Genomic DNA, 22,296 nt, shown 5'->3' on the forward strand with positions numbered 1-22,296 from the left:
CTCCGGAAACGGCACTTCTGTACCTCGGTTTATCGGGCTGCCCGAACATGATATAGTGGTACTATACATTCCATGAGTATCGGAGCGGAGCCTTTCAATGAATAAGAAAAACGATCATCATCACAAACCTAACCCATTCAATCCAACGAAGCGTCCGGCAGGTGGGGTTGAAAAAGCCGGTGCAGCCCCTTATCAGGCAGCTGACCGTCAGCGAAAATCAAAGAGACTGGGTGGCAAGCCTTTTCCTTCTAATCAGAAAAACGGGAGCAAGCCTTACGGTGGAACCGGTGAGGATGTGAAGCCGGGGGACCGTATTATCGTCACCATAAAACGGATCGGGATCAACGGCGAGGGTGTCGGTTATTACAAAAGAAAAGCCGTCTTCATCGACGGCGCGCTTCCGAATGAGGTCGTCAAGGCAGACGTGCTCAAAGCGGAATCGAATTATATTACGGCCCGGCTTGTGGATATCGAGAAGCGGTCGCCGGACCGCCAGCAGCCGCCTTGTCCGGTATACGACGCCTGTGGAGGCTGCCAGCTTCAGCATATGACCTATCCCGCTCAGCTGCGGGCGAAGGAAGAGCTTGTACGGGAAGCCTTCTCCCGCTACACGCCGGCATTAAAGGAGCTGCCGATGCGCCCGATTCTCGGGATGGACAACCCGTGGGGCTACCGGAACAAAGCGCAGCTGCAGGCCGGCTGGCAGGACGAGCAGCTGATTACCGGCCTCTACTCCCCCGGCTCCCACCGGGTCGTGGACATCTCCGGCTGCGCCGTACAGGATCCGGCTATTAATGAAGTAACGGATACGGTCAAAGCGATTCTGACCCGCCTGAACATCGCACCGTATCAAGAGCGTACCCGTCAGGGCACGCTCCGGACGCTCGTCACCCGTGTCGGCCGCCAATCCGGCACAGTACAGCTCACGCTGATTACGGCGACCGAGCAGCTGCCCTCCCGGGAGGCGCTGATCGCAGCGATCCGCAAGGAGCTGCCGATGGTGACAACCATCGCCCAGAACATCAACGCCACCTCCACGCCGCTGATCTTCGGCGAGGAAACGCGTGTGCTGTGGGGCAGCGAGCATCTGGACGAGCAGCTCGGAGACCTGAGCTTCTCCCTGTCGCCGCGGGCATTCTTCCAGCTGAACCCGGAGCAGACCGTGAAGCTGTACAATGCCGCCAAGGAGGCCGCAGGCTTGACCGGCGAGGAGCTTGTCGTCGATGCCTACTGCGGCACCGGCACGATCGGACTCTGGCTTGCGCCGTATGCCAAGCAGGTGCGCGGCATCGAGCTTATTCCCGAGGCGGTCGAAGACGCCCGGCGCAATGCGCGTTTGAGCCATGCGGCGAACGCGGAGTTCTATGTCGGGCACGCGGAGACGCTGCTGCCCGAGTGGGTGAAGCGCGGCATCCGCCCCGACGTCGTCGTCGTGGATCCGCCGCGCACCGGCTGCGACCGCCGGCTGCTCTCGGCGATCGCGGCCGCAAGGCCTGCACGACTCGTGTACGTGTCGTGCAATCCGAGCACCCTGGCCAAGGATTGCCAGGTGCTGCTCGAAAGCGGCTACCGGCTGGCATGGGCCCAGCCGGTGGACATGTTTCCGCAGACGTCGCATGTGGAGTGCTTAATTTTGATGGTTCTGAATTAATTGTAAATAGCAATCAAAGTTTACCTAAAGCCTAAAGCGTCTGCCTAAGAGCCGAGCGAAATTCAGGGATCCACTCCTGTTTTTCCTCTGCTCTTTTTTTATTATGCAAACTTTAATTAACCAGGAAATTGGGAGAAATGGGGGGAAGGACCGAGAAGCCTTGTGGCTGTAAGGATTAGTGAAACGGTGCATGTGGGAGGATTTCAGGTATACGTATTGCTCGAATGCATTGGTTTTTATGATTGTGTACCCTTAAATTCTGTTATTAAGCTCTTTGTGAAGAAGATCGCTGTGCTTAGATTGCATTTCTTTTATGATTTCTAAAAACGTATTGACATCCTCAGATGGATGTAAGGCATATAGCAAACCATAGGGGATTGTAAAGTCCAAATCGCTTGGGATGGTCACTAAGGACGGATGAATATCTGCCCATGCATCCAATGTTAGCATGACAGCACCACTTTCCTCACAACGATTAAATACATCAATATCATAAAGGCGCGGAACATCTTTAATTCGGATTTTAGGATGGTTCCTTTTTAAAAAAACGCGAATTTCCTCAATGACTGCACTTTTTCCACCGTTCACCACAGCCAGCATCTCTCCATACAAATCTTTGACAGACAATGTTTTTTTAGAAGCGAGCCGATGGTTACGAGATACAGCAAAGCAAAAGCGGTAACTTCCCAACTCAAGCATATGGAAATGTTCCTTCCAGTTTTCTGTAAGGGTTGGCCCTACGATGAAATCAAAGTGTTTGCCGATGGTGCGATAAGTGGTTGGGAGTGTATAAGCATCATCCTCAAAATGGACAATTTTGATTTTGAACTGCGGATATTGATCGCTGATTTCATTCCACAAATCTAGCAAAACCTTGCAGGGATTAAGCATAGAGGTTCCCACGCGAATAATATGCTGACTTGCCTGTGCGGATTGACGCATGCGCAGCACAGCTTCTTGAAAATACTGCAAAATAAATGCCGCATCCTTGCTAAAGGATTTTCCTGCGTCGGTGAGCCCAACACCATGGTTAGTACGAATTAAAAGAGGCACTCCTACTTGCTTTTCCAATAAATTCATTTGCTTCATCACAGCGGTTGGAGAAACAAAAAGTTTTTCAGCTGCCTTGGAAAAGCTACCGGACTCTGCTACCTGAATAAACGTATTTAATTGTTCATTCATTTATAGAACCTCCCTTTTGCATAAACTATTAGTTAATACCATGCTAACCTTTTTGAACTTCCGTATCAAGTGCTCCAACTGTAAGATTAAGGAGGAAAGCAAGCAGAGCACCTTGAAGCGCCGATCTGTTTTGCTCATTTCAATAACCAGTTATTTTTTCAGGAGCGTGCTTGATCGCCTCCTCCCAGTAACGGTTTGGCCAATCTTCTCAAAGAAAGGAACATTTATTATGGAAATTCAGAACAAGGTCGTTCTTATTACTGGAGCATCCTCGGGTATCGGCTTAGCTACAGTACGCCGCTTTGCCGCTGCTGGTGCTAAATTAGCACTGGTAGCCCGCTCTGCCGATGTGCTCCATCATCTTGCCGAGGAATTACAGAGCCAGGGAAGCGACGCTATCGCCCTGCCTGCTGACGTGAGCGATTCGAAACAAATTCAACAAGTCATTGAGGAAACGATGCGCCACTTTGGTCGCCTGGATGTGGTCATCAATAACGCAGGACAAACTGCAGTTGGAACGGTCGCTGACCTCAATCCTGATGACTTCCGAAAAATTCTTGAACTCAATGTGTTTGGACCACTAGCAGCTATGCAAGCTGCGATCCCTATCATGCGAGAGCAAGGGGGAGGACTGATCATCAATATAAGTTCAGTGGTCTCCAAGATGCATATTGCTGGAATAGCAGCTTATGCAGCTACCAAAGCCGCTTTGAACATGCTTTCCGATACGGCACGAGGTGAATTAGCCTCAGAGAATATTCGTGTTATTACCGTCAATCCGCGTTCAACCGCAACGGATTTTGGCAAAAACGCTCTCGGTGTTCGTCAGCAGCGACAAGGTTTTACTGCTCCCACTCCTGCTGATACTCCTGAATTCGTCGCAGAGAAAATCTTGGCTGCCGCTTTACATGAGCCAGATGAGCAATATATGGATTAATGAGCTTTTGCTATTCTTGCACATGGGGGCAAGGAGCATTTTTACCTGCCGGACGCGTTCATGTGGAGTCCGTCGTGCTGTTGGTGCGGCAGGACAATTAAATCGGAGATGTATTGGCGTAAACAGCAAAGAGGGGCGGCGAGCCCCTCTTTTTGTCAGAATGAATACGGCTAATTGATGCTTTTTAATCCGTCAACTTATTCAGTTTTGTAAAGTAATTCAGTCCGTCATCGTCAATATTACTTCTCCCATAAGCATCTAAAAAAATATCCCTGTATGTATCCGTCTTCAAGTTATAATTTAGGGTCCATATTCCCCAATAGATATCGTAATGTCTGTCACCTACTCCACCATATCCTAAATCAATAAAACCTTTGAATGAAAAGTGATCCATTATGATATTAGGCAGGCAGTAATCACCATGTATTACCACATTGTCGATAGCCGAATAGCTGAACTCATTCAACATATTAAGGTCTATCCCGTTAATCTGAGCATCATTTAACAATTCATGAGTTCTATTACCATACGGACAGCCCTCGATAGGTAGTGAGTGCAGCATTTTTAGATATTCGCCGAACACACACGCCAATTTTCTTGGATTCTCAAGGTGTAATTCCGCCGTTCCGTCTTCTCCACTTACCGCTTCAGTAAATAAATAATCATAATCTAAATCTGATTCGTAGGCAATGGCATTCGGTGCGACGTTATGTTGATGTAAAAATTTTGTCATATGGTATTCACGTTCAAGCGTACCTCTTTTGCTTATCTTTAGAAAAGCACGCTCTGAGCCCGAAACAAAAAGTGTCTTTGCATGTTCGGAACAACTGCTATCATAAATTGTTGCCCCATTTATAAACTGCCTAATGGTTAGAGGTATGGTCTCTATATCAAAGGAAACCTCTGTTCGTTTCATGTCATTCCCCCTCCTCGCACAATGATTCCCTTGGTAAATGTTAACATAAATTTTAGATTATTTTGTGTAAGGTTTGATTTCATTTAATTTATCTTGATGAACTTAACGGCCTCTAGACATCGATGATTAACAGTATCAAAAATGTTCCTATGATACAAAGTTGATCTGATCATACAAAAAAGTGCGTACTGTTCGATAAGAAGTATAGCTGGTATTCTAACAAACAAGCGACCCGAAGCTGTCGTTTACATTTTAAGGATAAGGGGTGCAAAAGAGTGCCGGAATATCAACTCACTTGGAAAGATAAGCGTATCATTTGGGGGACTGCTATTGATATTGAGCCGCTAGTTGGCAAATATCCTAACGATTCCATCAGGCAAGGGGTGAACACGGCCTTGGATTGGAATCTGCCTGGAGGTATATATCGGGCCAAAGAGGTAGTTCTAGAGCTGGATAAGCTGCTCGAGGCAATGCTGGTTCAGCTTGGTGAACCGGCAAACGGCGATCCGAAGGTGTTGTTGGATAGCCTTCAGGCCAATTTGGCAATTTCCGGGCGAACGTCATCACTGCCGCTTGGACCTTTGGCTTTAGAGGATAAGGCTGGTGTTGAGCTTACAGCTCAGGCGGTGCGCATAAGCGAACAATTGGTAAGCTGGGCTAGGGAAATTAATTCGCAAAAGCGGGCACTCGCACAATACGGGCCAGAAACGCTCGGAGAACTGGAATTCAGAAGCCATTGTTATGGCCATACCCTAACCCCTGCGGCTATTCAACAGGCTTTCGGACCCTCAGGCGGCCCAAGGGTGATGCAGTTATATAATGAATACCTGCACCAATTTGTTTTGCTGCGGGATGCATTGCTTCCGTTCGCTAATTGGGAGCAAGTTCCGTTTGAAGTTCAAGAACATACGGAGTTCAAAGGGCTTCGTTTTCTGGAGCCAGCCCGCAAGACTTTTTTAACTCGATTGCTTGGCAAGGATTTAACTCACAAATCGATTGTCCAGTATGCGCAGCATGTGGTCAGCTCGGGTTTGACCGCTGCCGGCTATGGCTTTCAATATCGTCTGGGGACCGTATTGCCGGCTGGCTTGGGAGAGTCGGCCCGGACGGCGGCGAGATACCTTCTAAAGTGGCATCCGGTCCAAACCATACAAACAGAAGACGCAGAAGATTTAGCCGCAGTCTCTTTCGATTATGAATATGGCGATTACTATGCCGCACCACGTAACGAGGCAGGAACAGGTATATTAGGGAACGAAAATATCCTTCCTGTTTCTGAAGACCATTACGATGAGCCTTCCATCGCTAGGCTGCTGCCGAATGCGGGCTCCGATCGGACGACACTGCGAATCAGTCTGAACATGGAAGACCGCGAATTTACGGTAGATCTAGGCCAACTCTTTCGGGGACAACGATTTTTATATCGACCGCAAGAGAACAACAATGCCAATGCCACTGTTGTGAGGCGAACCCCAATTAGCCTGCATCAGGCGGCAAATATTCTCTCCCACCCGGGGCTTGTGACGAATGCAGATGGAATTCATTTCATTCCGACCGGCGGAAATGAACTTGTGCTATGGGCTTTGTTAGGAAAGCTATATCCCGAAAATGTAGTGTTGTTGGACATCGGCGATGAGGAAGAGCTGGAGTCAGCACATGCTGTCGGCAAGGGATTCGGCACCAAGTTTTTAGTGCTGTAAGTCTTTTGGCGCATGGGCGGAAGATGGGACGGCAATACCTTGGATTGTGGTAGTTGCCGTCTGTTTTATTCTTAGGTACGTTTATAATTCGTGTCGGTTACTTCATTTGGAAAGCTCTCAATATATGCGGTGCCGAATGTGCATAGCATTTTAAGCATAGGGACCATTACTTCACCCAGATCGGACAAATAATATTCTACCTTCGGCGGTGCAACCGGATAAACCTTGCGAATAATGAGCCCGTCGCTTTCAAGCACTCTCAATTGCATCGTAAGCATGCGTTGGGTCGCGTCAGGAAGCATACGTTGCAGTTCATTAAACCGTACCGGCCCCTTAATTAAGTGGTTTAAAATCGTTAATTTCCATTTTCCACTTAATAAGTTTAAAACAATTTCCGATGTGCAGCGATACGTTTTATTTCTAAAGTCTATCATCGTTCCATCCATCTCCTTTCGTAGATTAAGTATTGGAGATTTTATTTTTTCTCTAATACCAAGTAAATTTATGGATTTAATAAATCATATAATTTTATTATTAACAACAAATTTCTTAATGTCAACGGAGGATTTTATGTCACTCGACCGGATTGAACGCATGCTTGAGATCATCTCTTTCTCATGGCTCCCCCTGCTGAAGGGGGCCGTTTATTACACAATTCCACTGGCCATTGTATCCTTTTTGCTGGGAATCTCTTTTGCCTTTTTCGTCGCGCTGGCCAGTTTGTCAAGCAATAGGGTGATCTATACCGCATCACGCAGCTATATCTGGGCTATACGTTGTACGCCCGTGCTTGTACAGTTGTTTATCATATTCTATGGGCTCCCTAACCTAGGTATTGTGCTCGACCCTTTTGTCAGTGTTATGATCAGTCTTACCGTCTCCGAGGCAGCCTATTGCTCTGAAATCATCCGCGCGTCTATTCAGTCGGTAGCGGCAGGACAGTGGAAAGCAAGTTACGCCTTGGGAATGTCGTACGGCCAGACTTTAAGAAAAGTAATTTTGCCCCAAGCAATTCGGGTATGCATACCGTCATTTGGAAATCAGTTTATCTCATTATTTAAAACAACTTCGCTTGCTGCACTGGTGACCATTCCTGATTTGTTCGGTGCAGCCCGACTGATTGCCGCTTCCACTTTTGAGCCTATGCTGCTTTACTTGGTTGCGGGCGCTTATTATCTGATACTTTGCTCTCTATTAAATATCGCTCAAAGCCGAATAGAGAAGAACTTCGTTTACATCAAAGCTCATTAGGAAAGGAGGTGTCCGATATGCTGTTAACCATCAGGCAATTGAGTAAACAATTTGAAGGAAGCGAAGTCCTTAAAAACATTAATATCGATATCACCGAGGGAACAACTACAGCCATCATCGGCCCTTCAGGTTCCGGCAAGTCCACGTTATTGAATTGTATAAATTTGCTGGAGCTGCCCTCACAGGGCACCATTCGGCTTGGCGACCATTCCTTGACTTTTCCGACATCCGAGAAGCTTAGCCATCGGACGATTCTGGAGTTTCGTCAGCAAACAGGCATGGTGTTTCAAGGAAACCATTTGTTCCCGCACATGACTGCTTTGCAAAACATCATGCTCGGTTTGGTCACCGTCAAAAAAAAGAATAAAAACGATGCACTTGTCTGCGCCAAAGCGTTGCTGCACAAGGTGGGACTGGATGCTTACGGCGAGCGTTACCCGTATCAGCTTTCCGGGGGACAGCAGCAGCGGGTCGGCATTGCGCGCGCCATGGCCATGGAACCCAGAATATTGTTGTTTGATGAACCTACCTCGGCCCTGGATCCCGAATTGGTCGAAGAAGTATTGGAAGTAATGAAAGATTTGAAGCGTGAAGGTATGACATTGTTTGTTGTCACGCATGAAATGGCATTTGCCCATCGAGTCGCTGATAGTGTTTTCTTTATGGACCAGGGTGAAATTATCGAACGCGGATCACCGCAGGAGGTTTTTTCAAAAAAAGACAACGAAAAGCTTCGATATTTTGTCAGCCGCCTATCTGCAGGATTACTGAATTAACTTGTGCCAAGCCAATTCCAATATCCACGCGGACTAAAAAAAGGGGATTACAGATCATGAAGATGAATTTCAAAAGCGTTATCCTTATTGCGCTCATTTTGGCTTTGACCTTGTCAGCTTGCGGAAAAGAAGCCAGAAACTCCAGTCAAGCAGATTCGTTGGCGCGTCTGCACCAGAAAGGCGAAATTGTCGTTGCAACTACCGGAACGTATCCTCCTTATTCTTTTCAGAGCAGCGGAGGCTTGACCGGCTTTGATATTGATATATCCAAGGAAATCGGGAAGCGGCTTGGTATTACTGTAAAATTCAGCGTTGTTGAATTTGCCGGCATGTTCTCCGGGCTGGATGCTGGACGTTTCGATACGATTCCTCAGCTTGCCGCTACAGAGGAGCGTAAGAAGAAATATGACTTTACCGCTCCGTATCAGTTCTCTTCCTTGTCGCTTATTGTGCTTGAGAATAATAATGAAATCAAACGCTTCGAGGACCTGAAGGGCAAGAAAACTCAAGGGGAGGCCGAAACCGTTCAAGGGGCGCTTGCTTTGAAATATGGGGCAACCTTGGTGCCCGCGTCCTCGGAGGCAGTAGAGCTGCTGCGCACAAACCGTGTAGACGCGCTCATTTACAACAACCTTTATTATCTTGATCTCAAAAAAAATCGCCCTGATCTAAAAATCAAGGTAGTGGATCAAGCGAAGGAAAACGACACGGCCTCCTTTGCTTTCCCCAAGGGCAACGAGGCCACCGTTGCGGCATTTAACAAAGCGCTCGCCGATATGCATGCAGACGGTGCTTATGCAGAAATATCAACCAAGTGGTTCGGCGAAGATATTTCGGTGAAATAAAAAGAACGGTAGTAACCATAAAGGGTTCCACCCTATTCGTCTTGCATAATAAGTGGCACCCTTTATGTTATTTGATAATTGAGTCAGTAAAATAAAAATGTGTAGCAACAATCTCATAGAAGGTTGGTACTTCTTGCCATCTGCATTCTTTGTATGTATATAGAAGGGTTACAGCTTAAAGCTGGATAGCTTGTTCTGCATGTCTTCTGCCAGCTCCGCCAAAAATTTAGACGAACGGGTGACATCCTCCATCGTCGCAAGCTGCTCCTCACTCGCCGCCGAGGTTTCCTGACTGGCTGCAGCCCCCTTTTGCGTAACCCCGCTCACCGTGTCCATCGCCTTTACAATGCCTTCGCTGCCTTCCTTAATTTCGCGGATCGCTCCAGAAACCTCCTCCACCCTTTGCGTCACATTCATGACGGAGCGGTCAATCAAAGCAAAGGCGGAATGCACGCTCTCCGCAAGCGCAATCCCCGTCTGCACACTCTTCGTGCCTGCGTTCATCGACTGCGCCGCCTCCATCGTCCCCTTGCGAATCAAGCCAACCAGCTCGCCGATTTGCTTGGAGGAGGCCGAAGACTGCTCGGCCAGCTTGCGGATTTCATCTGCGACCACCGAGAAGCCCCGACCGCTGGCTCCCGCACGTGCCGCTTCAATCGCCGCATTCAAAGACAGCAGGTTGGTTTGCGTCGCAACCTCGTTAATCAAACCGATGATTTCCCCGATTTTCTGCGAATGTCCGCTGAGCGCGGCAATGATAAGGCTTGTGCGCTCAGTGGAACCGGAAATCTCCTGCATCTGATCCACGACCCGCTGGACCGACTCCGCCCCGCGCTGCGAGGATTCTGCCGCTTCCGCCGTACAGCTCAGCATATCCGCCGCCTGCCTATCCATCCGCCGGATATGCTCATTCATGCCGGTTACGGCATCGGTAGCTGTAGTCACACTCCGTACCTGCTCCTCCAGCCCGAAGCTCAGTTCGGCGGTTGCTGCGACAATCACTTCCGATGCATTGACGGTTTGCTCGGCGCTAGCCGTCAGCTGCTCCGCGCTGGCCGACAAAGTGACCGAGTTGTCATTGACTTGCACGACCAGACCTCGTATGGAATCCACCATCTTATTGAAGGACAGTGTCATCTCGCCAAGCTCATCCTTGGAACGATAAGTCCCTCTGACGTTCATATTTCCTGTGGAAGCCTGCGTCATCAATTGTTTGATTTCCGTTAACGGACGCGTGATCATCCCGCTGATTACCAGATTCAGCAAGCCGAGCAAAATCATCGAGAGTGCAATGATCCCAATCGTCGTCCATTGCGCTCTGAAACCAACGCTCCCATTTTGCTGATTTAACTGCTCTGCAGCTTCATCACTATTTTTGGAAATATCAGACAAAATTTGGTTCATTTCATTCTGCAGCGGCTCGACTTGGGAAATATACAACGTATATGACTCTTTATTTTGATTCTGCGTCGATAACCAGCGAACCTCGCTTTGTGCGCTCATATACGAAATCCGAATTTTGTTGTATTTGCCCAGTGACTCCGCCTGGAAAGCATTCTGGTTCATCTCTTTAAGTGAATTGTACAGCTCTGTCACCTTTGCGTTACGATCTTGAATGAGCTGTTCCAGCTTTTTCTTGCGTGCGGGGTCGGTTGAAATGATAATATCATAGGTATACGCCTGGATTTCAAAGGTCATGGTACGGATTTCATTTACCCATTCCTTCGGTACCATAACATTCGCATACATTTGCTCCGAGTTCTTCTGTACCGTGCTTAAATACTTGTAGCCCGTCAAACCGACGACCAGCAGAAAAAACAAAGATATGACGAATAACGTAATCATTTTCTTGCGGATCGATAGTTGACTTAACCACCTCATGGGGATCGTCCCTTTCAGCTATAATGTCAAGGTAGACGAAGGTTGAGAGCAAGCACTCATGCGCGCAAAAAGTTTAAGGCTGACACAGCGTATATTTTTGTCGTTTCAATCAGCTCATCTATTTCGACATATTCATCGGCATGATGCGGAACGTCACGGCCGCCTGCACCGGTAGTCACAATCGGAATGCCTTCCATGTGAAGAAAAGTTCCGTCCGTAGCCCCGGGGACTCCGTTGTATACCGGCTCCTTGCAGGTTACGGTGCGGTAGGCATCCGCCATAGCCACGACCACCGGTTCGTTTGGATCTGTTAAGGTCCAAGGGCGCTCTTCAATAACTTCCAGCGTCGCCTTGAAATCCGGATCCATTTCACCCAAGTGCTCCAAGATTTGTTCCATCTGCTGTTTCAATATGGCGTGGTCCTGGCCGGGAACTGTCCGAATGTCCAGGGCCGTCATACAAGTATCCGGCATTACATTGATTTGCGGTTCGCCTTTGACCGGCCCCAGCAAAATCGTCGGCGTAATGCTGGGCCAGCCTAGCATCGGATGTGCGCCCAGACGTTCCTTCTCGCTTTGCTCCAATTTTTCAAGCTCCACTACAATTCTGGCCATTCTCGTATTGGGATTAATCCCCGTCAGCGGCATGGCTCCGTGCGCCATCTTGCCGAATGTCTTAATAATGACACGCATGGCTCCCTTCTGCATGACGCACAGCTGGTTCTCTTCCGGCTCGCAGATGATTGCGCCATCCACCCCTTTGGCCCAGCCCTTCTTAATGAAATCTTTGATGCCGATCATCAAACCTTCTTCGTCACAAGGAACACAAAGCAAAATTTTCCCGCTAAAAGAAGCTCCGGATTTTTGAATGGCCCGAACCGCAGAAATGGCGGCGGCCAAATTATTTTTCGTATCGCAGGCTCCCCGGCCGTAAATTCTTCCGTTGTCGATTTGCGCACCGAATGGATCATACGTCCAGGAATCCAGATCCCCTTCCGTTACCACGTCGGTGTGCCCTTCAAACAGCAGGGTTTTACCCGGTTTCCCTGAATCCAGGAAGGCAATCACATTCGGCCGGCCGGGTACCACTTCTTCGTAGTGAACCTCAAGCCCCATCTCGGTAAGGTATTTTTGTACATATCTGGCTACCTTCTCTTCGTTTCCTCCTTCGACGTCCGGACGATACACGCTCTTGATTTGAACAAGCGCCCGGGTCAAAGCCACCAATTCCTCCGCATCCACATGGTTTACAACATTTTCAGCGATCGTTTCACTCATCTTCCTCTTCACCTTTCTATGGTTTAATCATATAAATGGCAGGACACCCAATGATTCGACGCCTTTTCTTTCAGCTGGGGAACCTCCGTCTTACACCGTTCCGTCGCGTGAGGACATCTGGTATGAAATATGCAGCCCGCAGGAGGATTCAAGGGAGAAGGAATATCCCCTTTCAGAATAATGCGGTTTTTTTTGAGCCCGGGGTTCGGGATCGGCACGGCGGATAATAAAGCTTGTGTGTAAGGATGCAAAGGCTGGGCAAACAATTCATCCGTTGGCGCTTTTTCCACAATTTTACCTAAATACATGACGCCGATACTGTCCGCAATATGCCTTACAACACTAAGATCGTGTGCAATAAATAAATAAGACAGCTCGTATTGCTCCTGTAATTCCTGCATCAGGTTGATGACCTGCGATTGAATGGAGACGTCCAGCGCTGAGACAGGCTCGTCGCAAATAACAATTTTCGGATTTAACGCCAACGCTCTTGCAATACCGATCCGTTGCCTCTGTCCACCGGAAAATTCATGCGGATACCGGTAATACTGATCCTCCCTCAAACCCACCTTGTGGAGCAAATCCATCGCCCGCTCCAACCGTTCCTTCTTCGTCCCGATCTTGTGAATTTGCAGCGGCTCTTCGACTGCATGGCCGATATACTGTTTCGGATCCAACGAGGAATGAGGGTCTTGAAATACCATTTGAATTTCTCGGCGCATCAGCTGCAATTCTTGACCTTTTAATTGAAAAAGATCCTTACCCTTGTAAAAGGCCTGCCCGTCCGTAGGCTCCGTTAAACGCATGATGGTTCTTCCCGTCGTGCTCTTCCCGCAGCCGGATTCCCCGACAAGACCGAGCGTTTCCCGCTTACGGAGCGTAAATTCAACGTCGTCTACGGCCTTCACATACTTCTTTGGCCCGCCGAAAGGTGTGGACACCGGGTAATACTTTTTAATATGCTTGACGGTTAGAAGAGGGGCTTCACCCTCTGCATTACTGTGCCGCATGAAGTCCGCCCTCCTTTTGCACAATGGCCTCATAGTGCCAGCACCGCACTTTATGCTCTGTCCCGCTCAAATCGGGCGCCGATTCTTCGCACAGCTTCGTCGAATAAGCGCATCTTGGAGCGAACCGGCAGCCTTTGGGCACGTTGGATAATGGAGGCACGCTGCCCTGAATAACGTACAATTTCTGCGAACGGTCTCCATCAAGCTGTGGAACGGACTTCAACAGCCCTTTCGTATACGGATGAAGCGGATTGGCAAACAAGTCTCCCACCCTGGCCTCTTCGATCACTTCCCCCAAGTACATGACGACTACCCGGGTGCATACCTCAGCTACCACGCCAAGATCGTGGGTAATCAGGATGACGCCCATCTTGAGCTCCTGCTTCAAATCCTGAATCAAGTCCAAAATTTGCGACTGAATCGTCACGTCAAGTGCGGTAGTCGGTTCATCCGCAATTAACAGATTCGGCTGACAGGCGAGCGCGATGGCGATCATGACCCTTTGGCGCATGCCACCGGATAATTCGTGCGGATATTCACCCGCTCTTTTCTCTGGCGAAGGAATTCCCGTCAACCGCAGCATGTCGATGGCTTTCGCGTAAGCTTCCTTCTTCTTCAGCTTTTGGTGAATCATGATCGATTCGGCAATTTGATCCCCGATCGTATACACCGGATTCAAAGAGGTCATCGGGTCCTGAAAGATCATAGAAATTTCATTTCCCCGGATGTCTCTCATCTCTTCTTCCGTTAGGCTTAGCAGGTTTTTGCTTTTATAGTTAATTTCCCCTTCATACCTTGTCGTCTTCTCGTTCAGCAATCGGAGGATGGATTCCGAAGTGACGCTTTTTCCGCAGCCCGACTCTCCGACAACGCCAAGCGTTTCCCCTGCGGATACCCGGAAAGAGACGCCGTTGACTACGGTGACAGGGCCATTTTCCGTGAAAAACGTCGTTTTCAGCCCCTTAAGCTCCAGTAAGCATTCATTTTGCATGATCAGGCTCTCCTCCTTCAGGATGGATGATAGATGATTCCCTGCCGTCAAGCCGCTACTTCGCCGCCTTTTTCGAATACGGATCGAGCAGATCCCGCAAACCGTCGCCAAACAGATTCAACCCCAATACGGATAACAGGATGAACGCGCCAGGAAAAACCGTCATCCACCAAGCGGAGAAAATAACTACCTTGCCGTCGAATAAAATGTTGCCCAGGCTTGGATTCGGCGGAGCGATACCTGCTCCGAGAAAGCTGAGTGCCGCCTCAATCAGAATGGAAGAAGCGAAGACGAAGGTGATCTGTATAATCAAAGGGGACATTGTATTAGGGGCTATATGCTGCCAAATGATTCGCCAGGAACTGGCCCCCTGCGCTCTCAGCGCCTCAATGTAAACCTGTTCTTTCACAACCATGGCAGAGGAACGGACCACACGCGCGATGGCAGGTATGCTTATAATTGATAGCGCGATGATGACATTAATCATATTCGAGCCCAGCGCCGCCGTAAGAGCTATAGCCAGCAAAATTCCCGGAAACGCCATTAACCCGTCGCAAATTCGCATCAAAATATGATCGAGCACCTTATAATAAGCGGAATACAAGCCAACCACCGTTCCCAAGATCATCGTAATTAGAGCGACTAATAATCCGACGACCATCGATACCCTCGTACCGTACACCACGCGGCTGAATACATCCCTGCCGAAATTATCCGTGCCGAAAAGGTGCGCCAGGCTCGGAGGCTGAAGACGTTCGGCTGTTTTCATCTCGTAGGGGGTATGTGAGGCCAGCAACGGAGCAAACAAAGCGATGATGCAAAGCACCGCCATGACGATGCTTCCGGTTAGCAGCAGACGATTCGAAACGAATCGGCGGATCACCAAAGAGCGACGTTCTACCTGCAGCTTTCGCCTTGCATTAGGGAAAACCGTTCCTTCCAAAGCTGAATTTGTATCCATCGCACATCTCCTTTCTATCCGACTTCATGATCTTCGACTTAGGCGCACCCTCGGATCAATGACACCATACAGCAAATCCACTAGTAAGTTGATCAGCACGTAGGAGACAGCAATCATGAGCACAACGCCTTGAATCACCGCATAATCCCGTTGACTGATCGACTGGACGAGCAGTTGGCCGAGCCCTGGGATATTGAATACCGATTCGATGACAACGGCTCCGGCGATTAATGTTCCGAAGGTTTGGCCAATAACCGTTAAAATTGGAATAAACGCGTTTCTTAATGCGTGCTTATAGACTAGAACAATCTCTCTAACCCCTTTGGCATAGGCGGTCTTCATGTAATTCATGCTTAACACATCCAGCATCGACGATCTTGTCATCCGGGCAATTAACGCCGCTTGAATAAACCCTAACGATATGGCGGGAAGAATGAGATACTTGAGGTGCATCCACAGCCCAGCGCTTAACGGCCGGTAGCCTGCAACGGGAAGCCAGGCGAGCTTTACCGCAAAGAGCAGGGATAACAGCAAGGCTAACAGGAAGCCAGGCAAAGAAATGCCGAGCAGGGATACGATCATGAACGTTTGGTCGACGCCCGTCCCCCTCTTTCTGGCTGCCATAATACCCATTGGAATCGCAAGCAAAACAGAAATGCCTTGGGCTAGAATCGCCAATGACAAAGTAGGCCCGAGATGGTCCAGAAACAGCTTTAAGACAGGCTCTTTTAAAAAAATGGACATGCCCAGGTTCCCTTTAAAAACACCTGTAAACCAGATGATAAATTGTTTCCATATCGGCAGATCCAGGCCAAGCCCGTGGCGCAGCTTTTCGACCTCATCCGGGCTCGCTTCCGGCCCCAGCATGACAGCAGCGGGATCGCCCGGCGTCAAATGAATAACAAAAAAGATAACGACAGCAACGATTAATATGACAGGTATCAAAGAAAGAAGTCGCCCAAGGATATACGTTTTCAAATCGGTTCCCCTTTCTATGATTCAACCGCCTGCTTCGCGCCTGACCATCAGGACACGAAGCAGAGGGGATGATCATTTGAAATTATGGTGTAATGGTCGTGTTCCAGAATAGCGGACCGTTGAAATCCTTGAAGCCTTTTACCTTATTGGAAGCAGCTGTAATCTGCAAATATTGGCCTACCACCAGAACCGGATTTTCCTGCCAAAATGCCGTTTGCAATTCAGCGAAAGCGGTTTTCGCTTCTTCTTGCGTCGTCGAGGCTTTAATTTTCGCCAAAAGCTTGTCAATTTCCGGACTGTTCGTCCAGCCGGGCCAATTCGCCTTCGAATCCAGGAACGGGAATTGGAGCGGCGTGGCGTTCGCCGGGAAGCCGGTGAAGAACATTTCCCACTGGTCGGACTTTGTCCGGCGGTCAAGCAGTGTAGACCAATCCATGACCTCAAGCTTGACGTTCATACCGATTTCCTGAAGCTGCTGCTGCGCCGCAACCGCCGGATTATACAGGTTCGGATATTCCTTGGATGTCATAATCCGCACTTCTTCCCCGTTATATCCAGCTTCCTTGAGCAGCTGCTTCGCTTGTGCAGCGTCATGCTTGTCGTAATTTTCTTTGCCGGCATTCGTATACCAGGCGGATTGCTCGCTCATCATCAAGCCCGGATCCAGCCGGAAATAATCAGGACCCGTAAAGCCGGCTGTCATCAGTGCCTTTTTATCCAGCGCCATATTTATCGCCTGCCGCGCCTTTACGTTCGTGAATAGTCCTTGTTTTTTATTAAAAACTAACGTTTGAAGTCCGAATGGATACAGAATGGGGCTAACGTTTTTAGCATTTTTTAATTGAGGGAGGGCATCCAGCGCCACTTGGGATACCATATCGTATTCTCCGCTAATCAGCCCATTAATGGCTGTGGAGCTATCCGGAACATTATAGTAATACAATTCATCGACGAGGGCTTCTTTCTTACCGGACAATCCGCTGGAAGGCGTAGTTAAGGGTTGATAATCCTTAAACTTCGTAAGCAGAAGATACTGGTTTGGCTTCAATTCTTTAAATTGGAACGGGCCGGTTCCGATGTATTCCTTCACACCTGTTGCATCCGCTCCATCAATGGCCTCTTTAGGCATAATTGCGGGGAATTGCTGCATCTCGGCCAACGCATACATCAGAACATAAGACGGAGTTTCTACATGAAGAATAACCGTATAGTCATCTTTCGCTTCCCAGGTTGAATTACCAAGATTGGCTTTTGCCGTAGAAGCGATTTTTTGCCACTTCTGCATGGAGGCGATGACATCCTCCGCCTTCATTTCTTTGCCGTTATGAAATTTGACCCCCTGTCTTAACGCAAAGGTAATGGTCTTGCCGTCTTTACTGATTTCGTAGGACTTTGCCAGCATAGGAACCACTTCATATTTTTCGTTGATCGTAACGAGCGCTTCAAAAATTTGTCTCGCCGTATGTGTCGTGGCATTGGCGGTCGTCATATGCGGGTCCAGCGTCTTCGGCAATGCGCTGTATGCAATTCTCAGCGTTCCTCCGGCCGCCGCCGATGCGGACTCCTTGGACTTCGCTGCATCCGGGCTTGATGAAGGCTTGTCCGAACTACAGCCGACCAAAGCTACAACAAACGATAACATTAACATCAAGGTACACCATGTTCCTCTTCTCACGTTACCCACTCCCTTTATGTTTTTTCTTTCTGAATAGCGTGGCCCATGTTTCAATAGATGACTTGGTGTAAAAACAGAAAGGTTAACACCTCCTTATATACTTTTATGTAATATTACCTTACATAAATATTCTATTTTTCAGAATAAAATCGCTTACCTCCCCTTGTTTCCAGCTTTCCAAGACAAAATTTTGGGATTTTTCATTTATAATTCACATCCAATGTATATATTATATAACATTTTTTCTGTTTAAAAATATACTAAATGTACTATAGAATTACTATATTTTGTTGCATTGTGTACATTGAATGGCCTTCAGGAAAACTCGGCCGCAAAAAATGAGAAAAATCGGCAAGGGCAGCTATTTGCCGCCCTTGCCGATTTCTGTTTGCAGACGATGAACTGTATGAACCGAGCCGACCGGATCGGGTTTCCAGGTAGATAGGACCACGCCGATAATAACAATAATGACACCAAGGGATTGACTGTAAACAATAGTCCCGCCGCTAAGCAAAGTGATGAGCATTGTCGAAATGGGGACCAGATTAAAAAACACGGCAGTCCGATTGGTGCCAATACGCGAAATGCCCCAGTTCCACCATAAGTAAGCCATGAAAGTCCCGAAGATAGCCATACACCCGATGGCTAACCACATTTGCAGAACATATCCGGCCCCAGCTTCCGCATGCGAAAGCCGGATAAAGGGCAGCAAGCAGAGAGAGCCGGCAAGCATCGTAATCGCGCTGGTGGCGAGCGGTGTGCTCTGTGACAGCAGCTTTCTCCCCAAAACTCCGTAAACGGCCCAAGAAGCGTTGCCGATAAATACCATCAAATCTCCGACCGAGATGGCACGCAGCATGGCCAAGGAGCCCCCGGTGATAACAAACAAAACCCCCAGGAAGGAAATTACGATCCCTGCCATTTGCCGTACAGCGATTTTTTCTCTAAGGAGCCATACGGATAAAATGACCGTAACGGATGGATTCGTTGCCGTAATTAATGCGGCATTAATAGAGGAGGTATGCTTCAGACCGGCGAATACCAGCGCATTAGTACCAAACACACCTATCAATCCAATCAGCGCATACTTGGCTAAGTAGGGACGAATCCCGCTCCAGGATGGCCGTTCCTTAAACCAGAATAACAGCAGCATACAAAACGATGCTAAGACAAACCTCCACGCAATAACACTCATCGGATCCATGACATCGATGGCCAGCTTGCCCAAATTAAAATTCGCACCCCAAAACAAAGCTGATCCGATAAGCGCTGCGTAAACTAACATATTTCGCATAAGACACCTCATTCATTTCCTTGCACAGTTCAAGCTGTCTTTCTTACCAACGAGCGGTGATCATCTTTTTTCGGGTGAAAAATTCAACACCGTCCTGTCCGTTCGCATGAAGGTCCCCATAAAACGAATTTTTCCACCCTGAGAATGGAAAGAAAGCCATAGGCGCTGGTACGCCCAAGTTTACGCCAAGCATGCCGGCCTCTATATTTTCACGGAAATAGCGCACATGACTTCCGTTCTTCGTGTATATGCAAGCCCCGTTTGCAAACGGCGACTGATTGCTCAGCTCCACCGCTTCGGCCAGCGTTTCGACACGGGCGATGGAAAGAACCGGCGCGAAAATCTCGTCCTTCCAAATGGACATCTCTGCTGTCACCCGGTCAAAGAGCGTAGGTCCTACAAAATAGCCTTTATCCTCATAGGCGGTATCCTTCCGCCCATCCCGGACAAGTACCGCCCCTTCGGCTTCCCCGGTTTCAATATATTTGACCGTCCTTTGCTTATGCGACTCACGAATGACAGGGCCAAGGAAAATGCCTTGCTCTAATCCGTTCCCGATACTTAGCCCATCGGCTGCTTTCTTCAGCTGGTCGATTAAGTTTTCGGCAACATCGCCGACCGCAACGACCACCGAAGCCGCCATACACCTTTCGCCCGCCGAGCCGAATGCCGCATTCACAATCTGTTGCACGGCCTGGCCCAAATCCGCATCCGGCATCACGATGGAATGATTTTTCGCACCGCCCAGCGCTTGCACGCGTTTCCCGTGGGCTGCGGCCGTTTTATACACATACTCCGCAACAGGCTGCGAGCCGACGAAGGAGATGGCCCTTACATCCGGATGCTCCAGCAGTCCGTTCACTACATCATGAGCACCGTGCACGATGTTCAATACGCCTGCCGGCAGACCCGCTTCAGCGAAAAGCTCGGCCAGCCTCATCGCCAGCAGCGGAGTACGCTCCGATGGCTTCATAACAAAGGTATTGCCGCACGCAATAGCTAAAGGGAACATCCAGCATGGAACCATCATAGGGAAATTAAATGGCGTGATGCCTCCCACGACGCCGATCGGATAGCGATACATACCGGACTCGATATTCGTCGCAATATCCGGGAGCTGCTTCCCCATCATCAGGCTGGGGGCACCTGCGGCAAACTCCACGCACTCGATGCCACGCTGCACTTCCCCGTAGGCTTCCTCATAGCTTTTGCCGTTCTCGACAGTGATCAGCCGGGCCAGCTCCTCCCAGTGATCATGCAGCAGCTGCTGATATTTAAAGAGCGTACGCGCTCTTTTGGGGACCGGCGTTTTCCCCCATACTTGAAAAGCCTCCTTCGCCGCAGCAACCGCTTGCTCCAAATCCGCCCGATTGGATATCGGAACATAGGCCAACACTTCCTCCGTTGCCGGGTTGACCACAGCCTCCTGCTGCCCGGAGCTCGATTCGAGCCATTGACCGCCTATATAATTTTTGAGCCTGGTTACTTGGGTTGAGATTGACATTGATCATTTCCCCTCTCGGATTCAGCAGTCGTTTCCGTATCACATTTCGCTCATTAAGCTAACGTTGCGAAAGCTTCCACTAGCGTATTTACTATAAAGTCCAGTTCCTCGTCGGTTGTCACAAAGGGCGGACTTAATGTCAAAATGTTGTTAAACCCCGGCACCGTGTCGCCATTCTTCCCTATAAGCAAACCGCGCTTTTTGCATTCGGCAATGACCTGCATTACTTTGCCCGCCGATGCGGGAATCTTGCTTTCCTTATCTTCAACCATTTCGATCCCGGCAATGAAGCCAAAACTGCGGATATCCCCTACATTCGGGTGCTCCTCCAGCACTTCCAGCTTCCGGCGCAGCGCCTCACCCAAAGCGGCCGCACGTTCCACTAATCGTTCATCCTCAAGGATCTCCAGGTTTTTCAATGCCACCGCACAGGAAACCGGATTTCCTCCGAACGTATTGACGTGGCGAAAATGCGAGTCGGCCCCGGAACCTGTAAACTTTTCATACAGCTCTTCCCTTACGGCCGTTGCCGAAAGCGGGGAATAGGCGCTCGTAATTCCTTTTGCCATCGTAACGATATCCGGTTTAACGCCAAAGTTCTGATGGCCGAAACGTTTGCCGGATCGTCCGAATCCGCAAATCACCTCATCCACGATCATAAGAACACCGTGTTTATCGCATATTTCCCGGACCGAAGCCAAATATTCCTGCGGCGGAACGAGCACACCTCCCCCGGTAATCACAGGCTCCAGAATGATCCCTGCCACGGATTCCGCGCCCTCCCAGTTAATCACATCATCGTAAGCCTGCGCACATTCCATATGACAGCTTTTATCATTTTTGCCAAAGGGACAGCGGTAGCAATACGGCGGCGCAATATGCTGAAACCCCGTACTGAGCGGCTCATATTTTAGTTTCCGTTGGGCTTGGCCGGTTGCTCCCAAAGCGCCCATTGAATTCCCGTGGTAGGCACGGTGCCGAGAAATAAATTTGTACCGGGACGGTTCTCCGTTCTGATGGTGATACTGGCGGGCGATCTTGAAAGCTACCTCATTGGCGTCCGAGCCGGAATTGGAATAAAAGATCCGGAACCCGCCGCCCAGCCATTCGTTCACCTTCTCCGACAATTGAATCGCCGGAAGATGACTTTGCATTAACGGATAATAAGCCAGCGTCTTCATCTGCGCTGCGGCCGCATCGGCAATCGCCTCCCGCCCATGTCCGACATTGACACACCACAAGCCCGACATCCCGTCGAAGTAACGCTGCCCATCAATATCAGTAATCCAACTGCCTTCCCCTGACGTAATGATCATCGGGTTCGGGTTATGAGGCGAAATATGATGCCAAACATACTGACGATCTTTTTCCAGCAGCGTTTCCTTGTCTAAACCCGGAGCATCGATTTGATTCATTGCTTCCACTTGATGTTCTCCCATGCACATAACCGCCTTTAAACCTAGATTT

19 protein-coding genes are annotated in these 22,296 nt (G+C 49.0%); 6 read left to right on the top strand and 13 right to left on the bottom strand.

The features are described 5' to 3' along the window. Positions 1–97 precede the first annotated feature (97 nt). A complete protein-coding gene (gene rlmD, locus CF651_RS00315) occupies positions 98–1,651 on the top strand; it encodes a 23S rRNA (uracil(1939)-C(5))-methyltransferase RlmD (RefSeq protein WP_094012846.1) in 1,554 nt (517 codons plus the stop codon). Positions 1,652–1,903: 252 nt separating this feature from the next. Here rlmD and CF651_RS00320 read toward each other — a convergent pair whose 3' ends face one another. Further along, entirely contained in the window at positions 1,904–2,833 is a 930-nt protein-coding gene (locus CF651_RS00320) for a LysR family transcriptional regulator (RefSeq protein ID WP_094012847.1), read from the bottom strand. Between the two features lie 229 nt (positions 2,834–3,062). On the opposite strand from CF651_RS00320, the gene CF651_RS00325 reads away from it, so the two are divergent. Beyond that, positions 3,063–3,770: an SDR family NAD(P)-dependent oxidoreductase gene (locus tag CF651_RS00325; RefSeq protein WP_179232626.1), complete on the top strand. Its 708-nt coding sequence runs from the start codon at positions 3,063–3,065 to the stop codon at positions 3,768–3,770. Between the two features lie 184 nt (positions 3,771–3,954). Here CF651_RS00325 and CF651_RS00330 read toward each other — a convergent pair whose 3' ends face one another. Then, on the bottom strand, positions 3,955–4,686 hold the full coding sequence (locus CF651_RS00330; RefSeq protein WP_094012849.1) for an aminoglycoside 3'-phosphotransferase: 732 nt from the start codon (positions 4,684–4,686) through the stop codon (positions 3,955–3,957). Between the two features lie 275 nt (positions 4,687–4,961). Here CF651_RS00330 and CF651_RS00335 point away from each other — a divergent pair, with 275 nt between their 5' ends. Beyond that, entirely contained in the window at positions 4,962–6,386 is a 1,425-nt protein-coding gene (locus CF651_RS00335) for a hypothetical protein (RefSeq protein ID WP_094012850.1), read from the top strand. 71 nt (positions 6,387–6,457) lie between these two features. Here the strand turns inward: CF651_RS00335 and CF651_RS00340 are convergent, their stop codons facing one another. Further along, positions 6,458–6,820, bottom strand: coding sequence for a winged helix-turn-helix transcriptional regulator (locus CF651_RS00340; RefSeq protein ID WP_094012851.1), 363 nt, complete (start codon positions 6,818–6,820; stop codon positions 6,458–6,460). A gap of 136 nt (positions 6,821–6,956) precedes the next feature. Between CF651_RS00340 and CF651_RS00345 the strand changes: the two genes are divergently transcribed. Genes CF651_RS00345 through CF651_RS00355 form a run of 3 tightly spaced genes read left to right on the top strand, consistent with a single transcriptional unit; the run spans position 6,957 to position 9,258 of the window. Next, positions 6,957–7,637, top strand: a complete 681-nt coding sequence (locus CF651_RS00345; RefSeq protein WP_094012852.1) for an amino acid ABC transporter permease — start codon at positions 6,957–6,959, stop codon at positions 7,635–7,637. Positions 7,638–7,657: 20 nt separating this feature from the next. Further along, positions 7,658–8,413 carry an amino acid ABC transporter ATP-binding protein gene (locus CF651_RS00350; RefSeq protein WP_094012915.1) on the top strand — a complete coding sequence of 252 codons (756 nt, stop codon included), beginning with the start codon at positions 7,658–7,660 and terminating at the stop codon, positions 8,411–8,413. 56 nt (positions 8,414–8,469) lie between these two features. Next, positions 8,470–9,258: a transporter substrate-binding domain-containing protein gene (locus tag CF651_RS00355; protein ID WP_094012853.1), complete on the top strand. Its 789-nt coding sequence runs from the start codon at positions 8,470–8,472 to the stop codon at positions 9,256–9,258. Between the two features lie 168 nt (positions 9,259–9,426). On the opposite strand, the gene CF651_RS00360 is transcribed toward CF651_RS00355, so the two are convergent. The 10 genes from CF651_RS00360 to CF651_RS00405 all read right to left on the bottom strand — a co-directional run bounded on the left by CF651_RS00360 (position 9,427) and on the right by CF651_RS00405 (position 22,268). After that, positions 9,427–11,139 (bottom strand): methyl-accepting chemotaxis protein, encoded by a 1,713-nt coding sequence (locus tag CF651_RS00360; protein ID WP_094012854.1) that lies wholly within the window; start codon positions 11,137–11,139, stop codon positions 9,427–9,429. 56 nt (positions 11,140–11,195) lie between these two features. Beyond that, entirely contained in the window at positions 11,196–12,416 is a 1,221-nt protein-coding gene (locus CF651_RS00365; protein ID WP_094012855.1) for a M20 family metallopeptidase, read from the bottom strand. A 23-nt stretch (positions 12,417–12,439) separates the two neighbouring features. Continuing rightward, on the bottom strand, positions 12,440–13,426 hold the full coding sequence (locus tag CF651_RS00370) for an ABC transporter ATP-binding protein (RefSeq protein WP_094012856.1): 987 nt from the start codon (positions 13,424–13,426) through the stop codon (positions 12,440–12,442). After that, complete coding sequence (locus CF651_RS00375; RefSeq protein ID WP_094012857.1) at positions 13,413–14,417, bottom strand: ABC transporter ATP-binding protein; 1,005 nt, start codon at positions 14,415–14,417, stop codon at positions 13,413–13,415. The genes CF651_RS00370 and CF651_RS00375 overlap by 14 nt, the downstream gene beginning before the upstream one ends. Before the next feature lie 55 nt (positions 14,418–14,472). Continuing rightward, positions 14,473–15,378, bottom strand: coding sequence for an ABC transporter permease (locus tag CF651_RS00380; RefSeq protein ID WP_094012858.1), 906 nt, complete (start codon positions 15,376–15,378; stop codon positions 14,473–14,475). A 24-nt stretch (positions 15,379–15,402) separates the two neighbouring features. Next, on the bottom strand, positions 15,403–16,356 hold the full coding sequence (locus CF651_RS00385; protein WP_094012859.1) for an ABC transporter permease: 954 nt from the start codon (positions 16,354–16,356) through the stop codon (positions 15,403–15,405). Between the two features lie 82 nt (positions 16,357–16,438). Continuing rightward, a complete protein-coding gene (locus CF651_RS00390; RefSeq protein ID WP_245855571.1) occupies positions 16,439–18,031 on the bottom strand; it encodes an ABC transporter substrate-binding protein in 1,593 nt (530 codons plus the stop codon). A 361-nt stretch (positions 18,032–18,392) separates the two neighbouring features. Further along, a complete protein-coding gene (locus tag CF651_RS00395; RefSeq protein WP_179232627.1) occupies positions 18,393–19,325 on the bottom strand; it encodes a DMT family transporter in 933 nt (310 codons plus the stop codon). Between the two features lie 43 nt (positions 19,326–19,368). Further along, positions 19,369–20,829, bottom strand: coding sequence for a CoA-acylating methylmalonate-semialdehyde dehydrogenase (locus CF651_RS00400; RefSeq protein ID WP_094012862.1), 1,461 nt, complete (start codon positions 20,827–20,829; stop codon positions 19,369–19,371). A gap of 53 nt (positions 20,830–20,882) precedes the next feature. After that, positions 20,883–22,268 carry an aspartate aminotransferase family protein gene (locus CF651_RS00405; protein ID WP_425436168.1) on the bottom strand — a complete coding sequence of 462 codons (1,386 nt, stop codon included), beginning with the start codon at positions 22,266–22,268 and terminating at the stop codon, positions 20,883–20,885. Between the last annotated feature and the right edge of the window lie 28 nt (positions 22,269–22,296).

Source organism: Paenibacillus rigui, assembly GCF_002234615.1.
Lineage (GTDB): Bacteria > Bacillota > Bacilli > Paenibacillales > NBRC-103111 > Paenibacillus_S > Paenibacillus_S rigui.

Bases quoted from the DNA above. Each gene is read 5' to 3' on its own strand.
- rlmD (WP_094012846.1), top strand. From the start codon at position 98: ATGAATAAGAAAAACGATCATCATCACAAACCTAACCCATTCAATCCA.
- CF651_RS00370 (WP_094012856.1), bottom strand. From the start codon at position 13,426: ATGCGGCACAGTAATGCAGAGGGTGAAGCCCCTCTTCTAACCGTCAAG.
- CF651_RS00380 (WP_094012858.1), bottom strand. From the start codon at position 15,378: ATGGATACAAATTCAGCTTTGGAAGGAACGGTTTTCCCTAATGCAAGG.
- CF651_RS00395 (WP_179232627.1), bottom strand. From the start codon at position 19,325: ATGCGAAATATGTTAGTTTACGCAGCGCTTATCGGATCAGCTTTGTTT.
- CF651_RS00365 (WP_094012855.1), bottom strand. From the start codon at position 12,416: ATGAGTGAAACGATCGCTGAAAATGTTGTAAACCATGTGGATGCGGAG.
- CF651_RS00330 (WP_094012849.1), bottom strand. From the start codon at position 4,686: ATGAAACGAACAGAGGTTTCCTTTGATATAGAGACCATACCTCTAACC.
- CF651_RS00355 (WP_094012853.1), top strand. From the start codon at position 8,470: ATGAAGATGAATTTCAAAAGCGTTATCCTTATTGCGCTCATTTTGGCT.
- CF651_RS00340 (WP_094012851.1), bottom strand. From the start codon at position 6,820: ATGATAGACTTTAGAAATAAAACGTATCGCTGCACATCGGAAATTGTT.
- CF651_RS00360 (WP_094012854.1), bottom strand. From the start codon at position 11,139: ATGAGGTGGTTAAGTCAACTATCGATCCGCAAGAAAATGATTACGTTA.
- CF651_RS00375 (WP_094012857.1), bottom strand. From the start codon at position 14,417: ATGCAAAATGAATGCTTACTGGAGCTTAAGGGGCTGAAAACGACGTTT.
- CF651_RS00325 (WP_179232626.1), top strand. From the start codon at position 3,063: ATGGAAATTCAGAACAAGGTCGTTCTTATTACTGGAGCATCCTCGGGT.
- CF651_RS00400 (WP_094012862.1), bottom strand. From the start codon at position 20,829: ATGTCAATCTCAACCCAAGTAACCAGGCTCAAAAATTATATAGGCGGT.
- CF651_RS00405 (WP_425436168.1), bottom strand. From the start codon at position 22,268: ATGGGAGAACATCAAGTGGAAGCAATGAATCAAATCGATGCTCCGGGT.
- CF651_RS00320 (WP_094012847.1), bottom strand. From the start codon at position 2,833: ATGAATGAACAATTAAATACGTTTATTCAGGTAGCAGAGTCCGGTAGC.
- CF651_RS00345 (WP_094012852.1), top strand. From the start codon at position 6,957: ATGTCACTCGACCGGATTGAACGCATGCTTGAGATCATCTCTTTCTCA.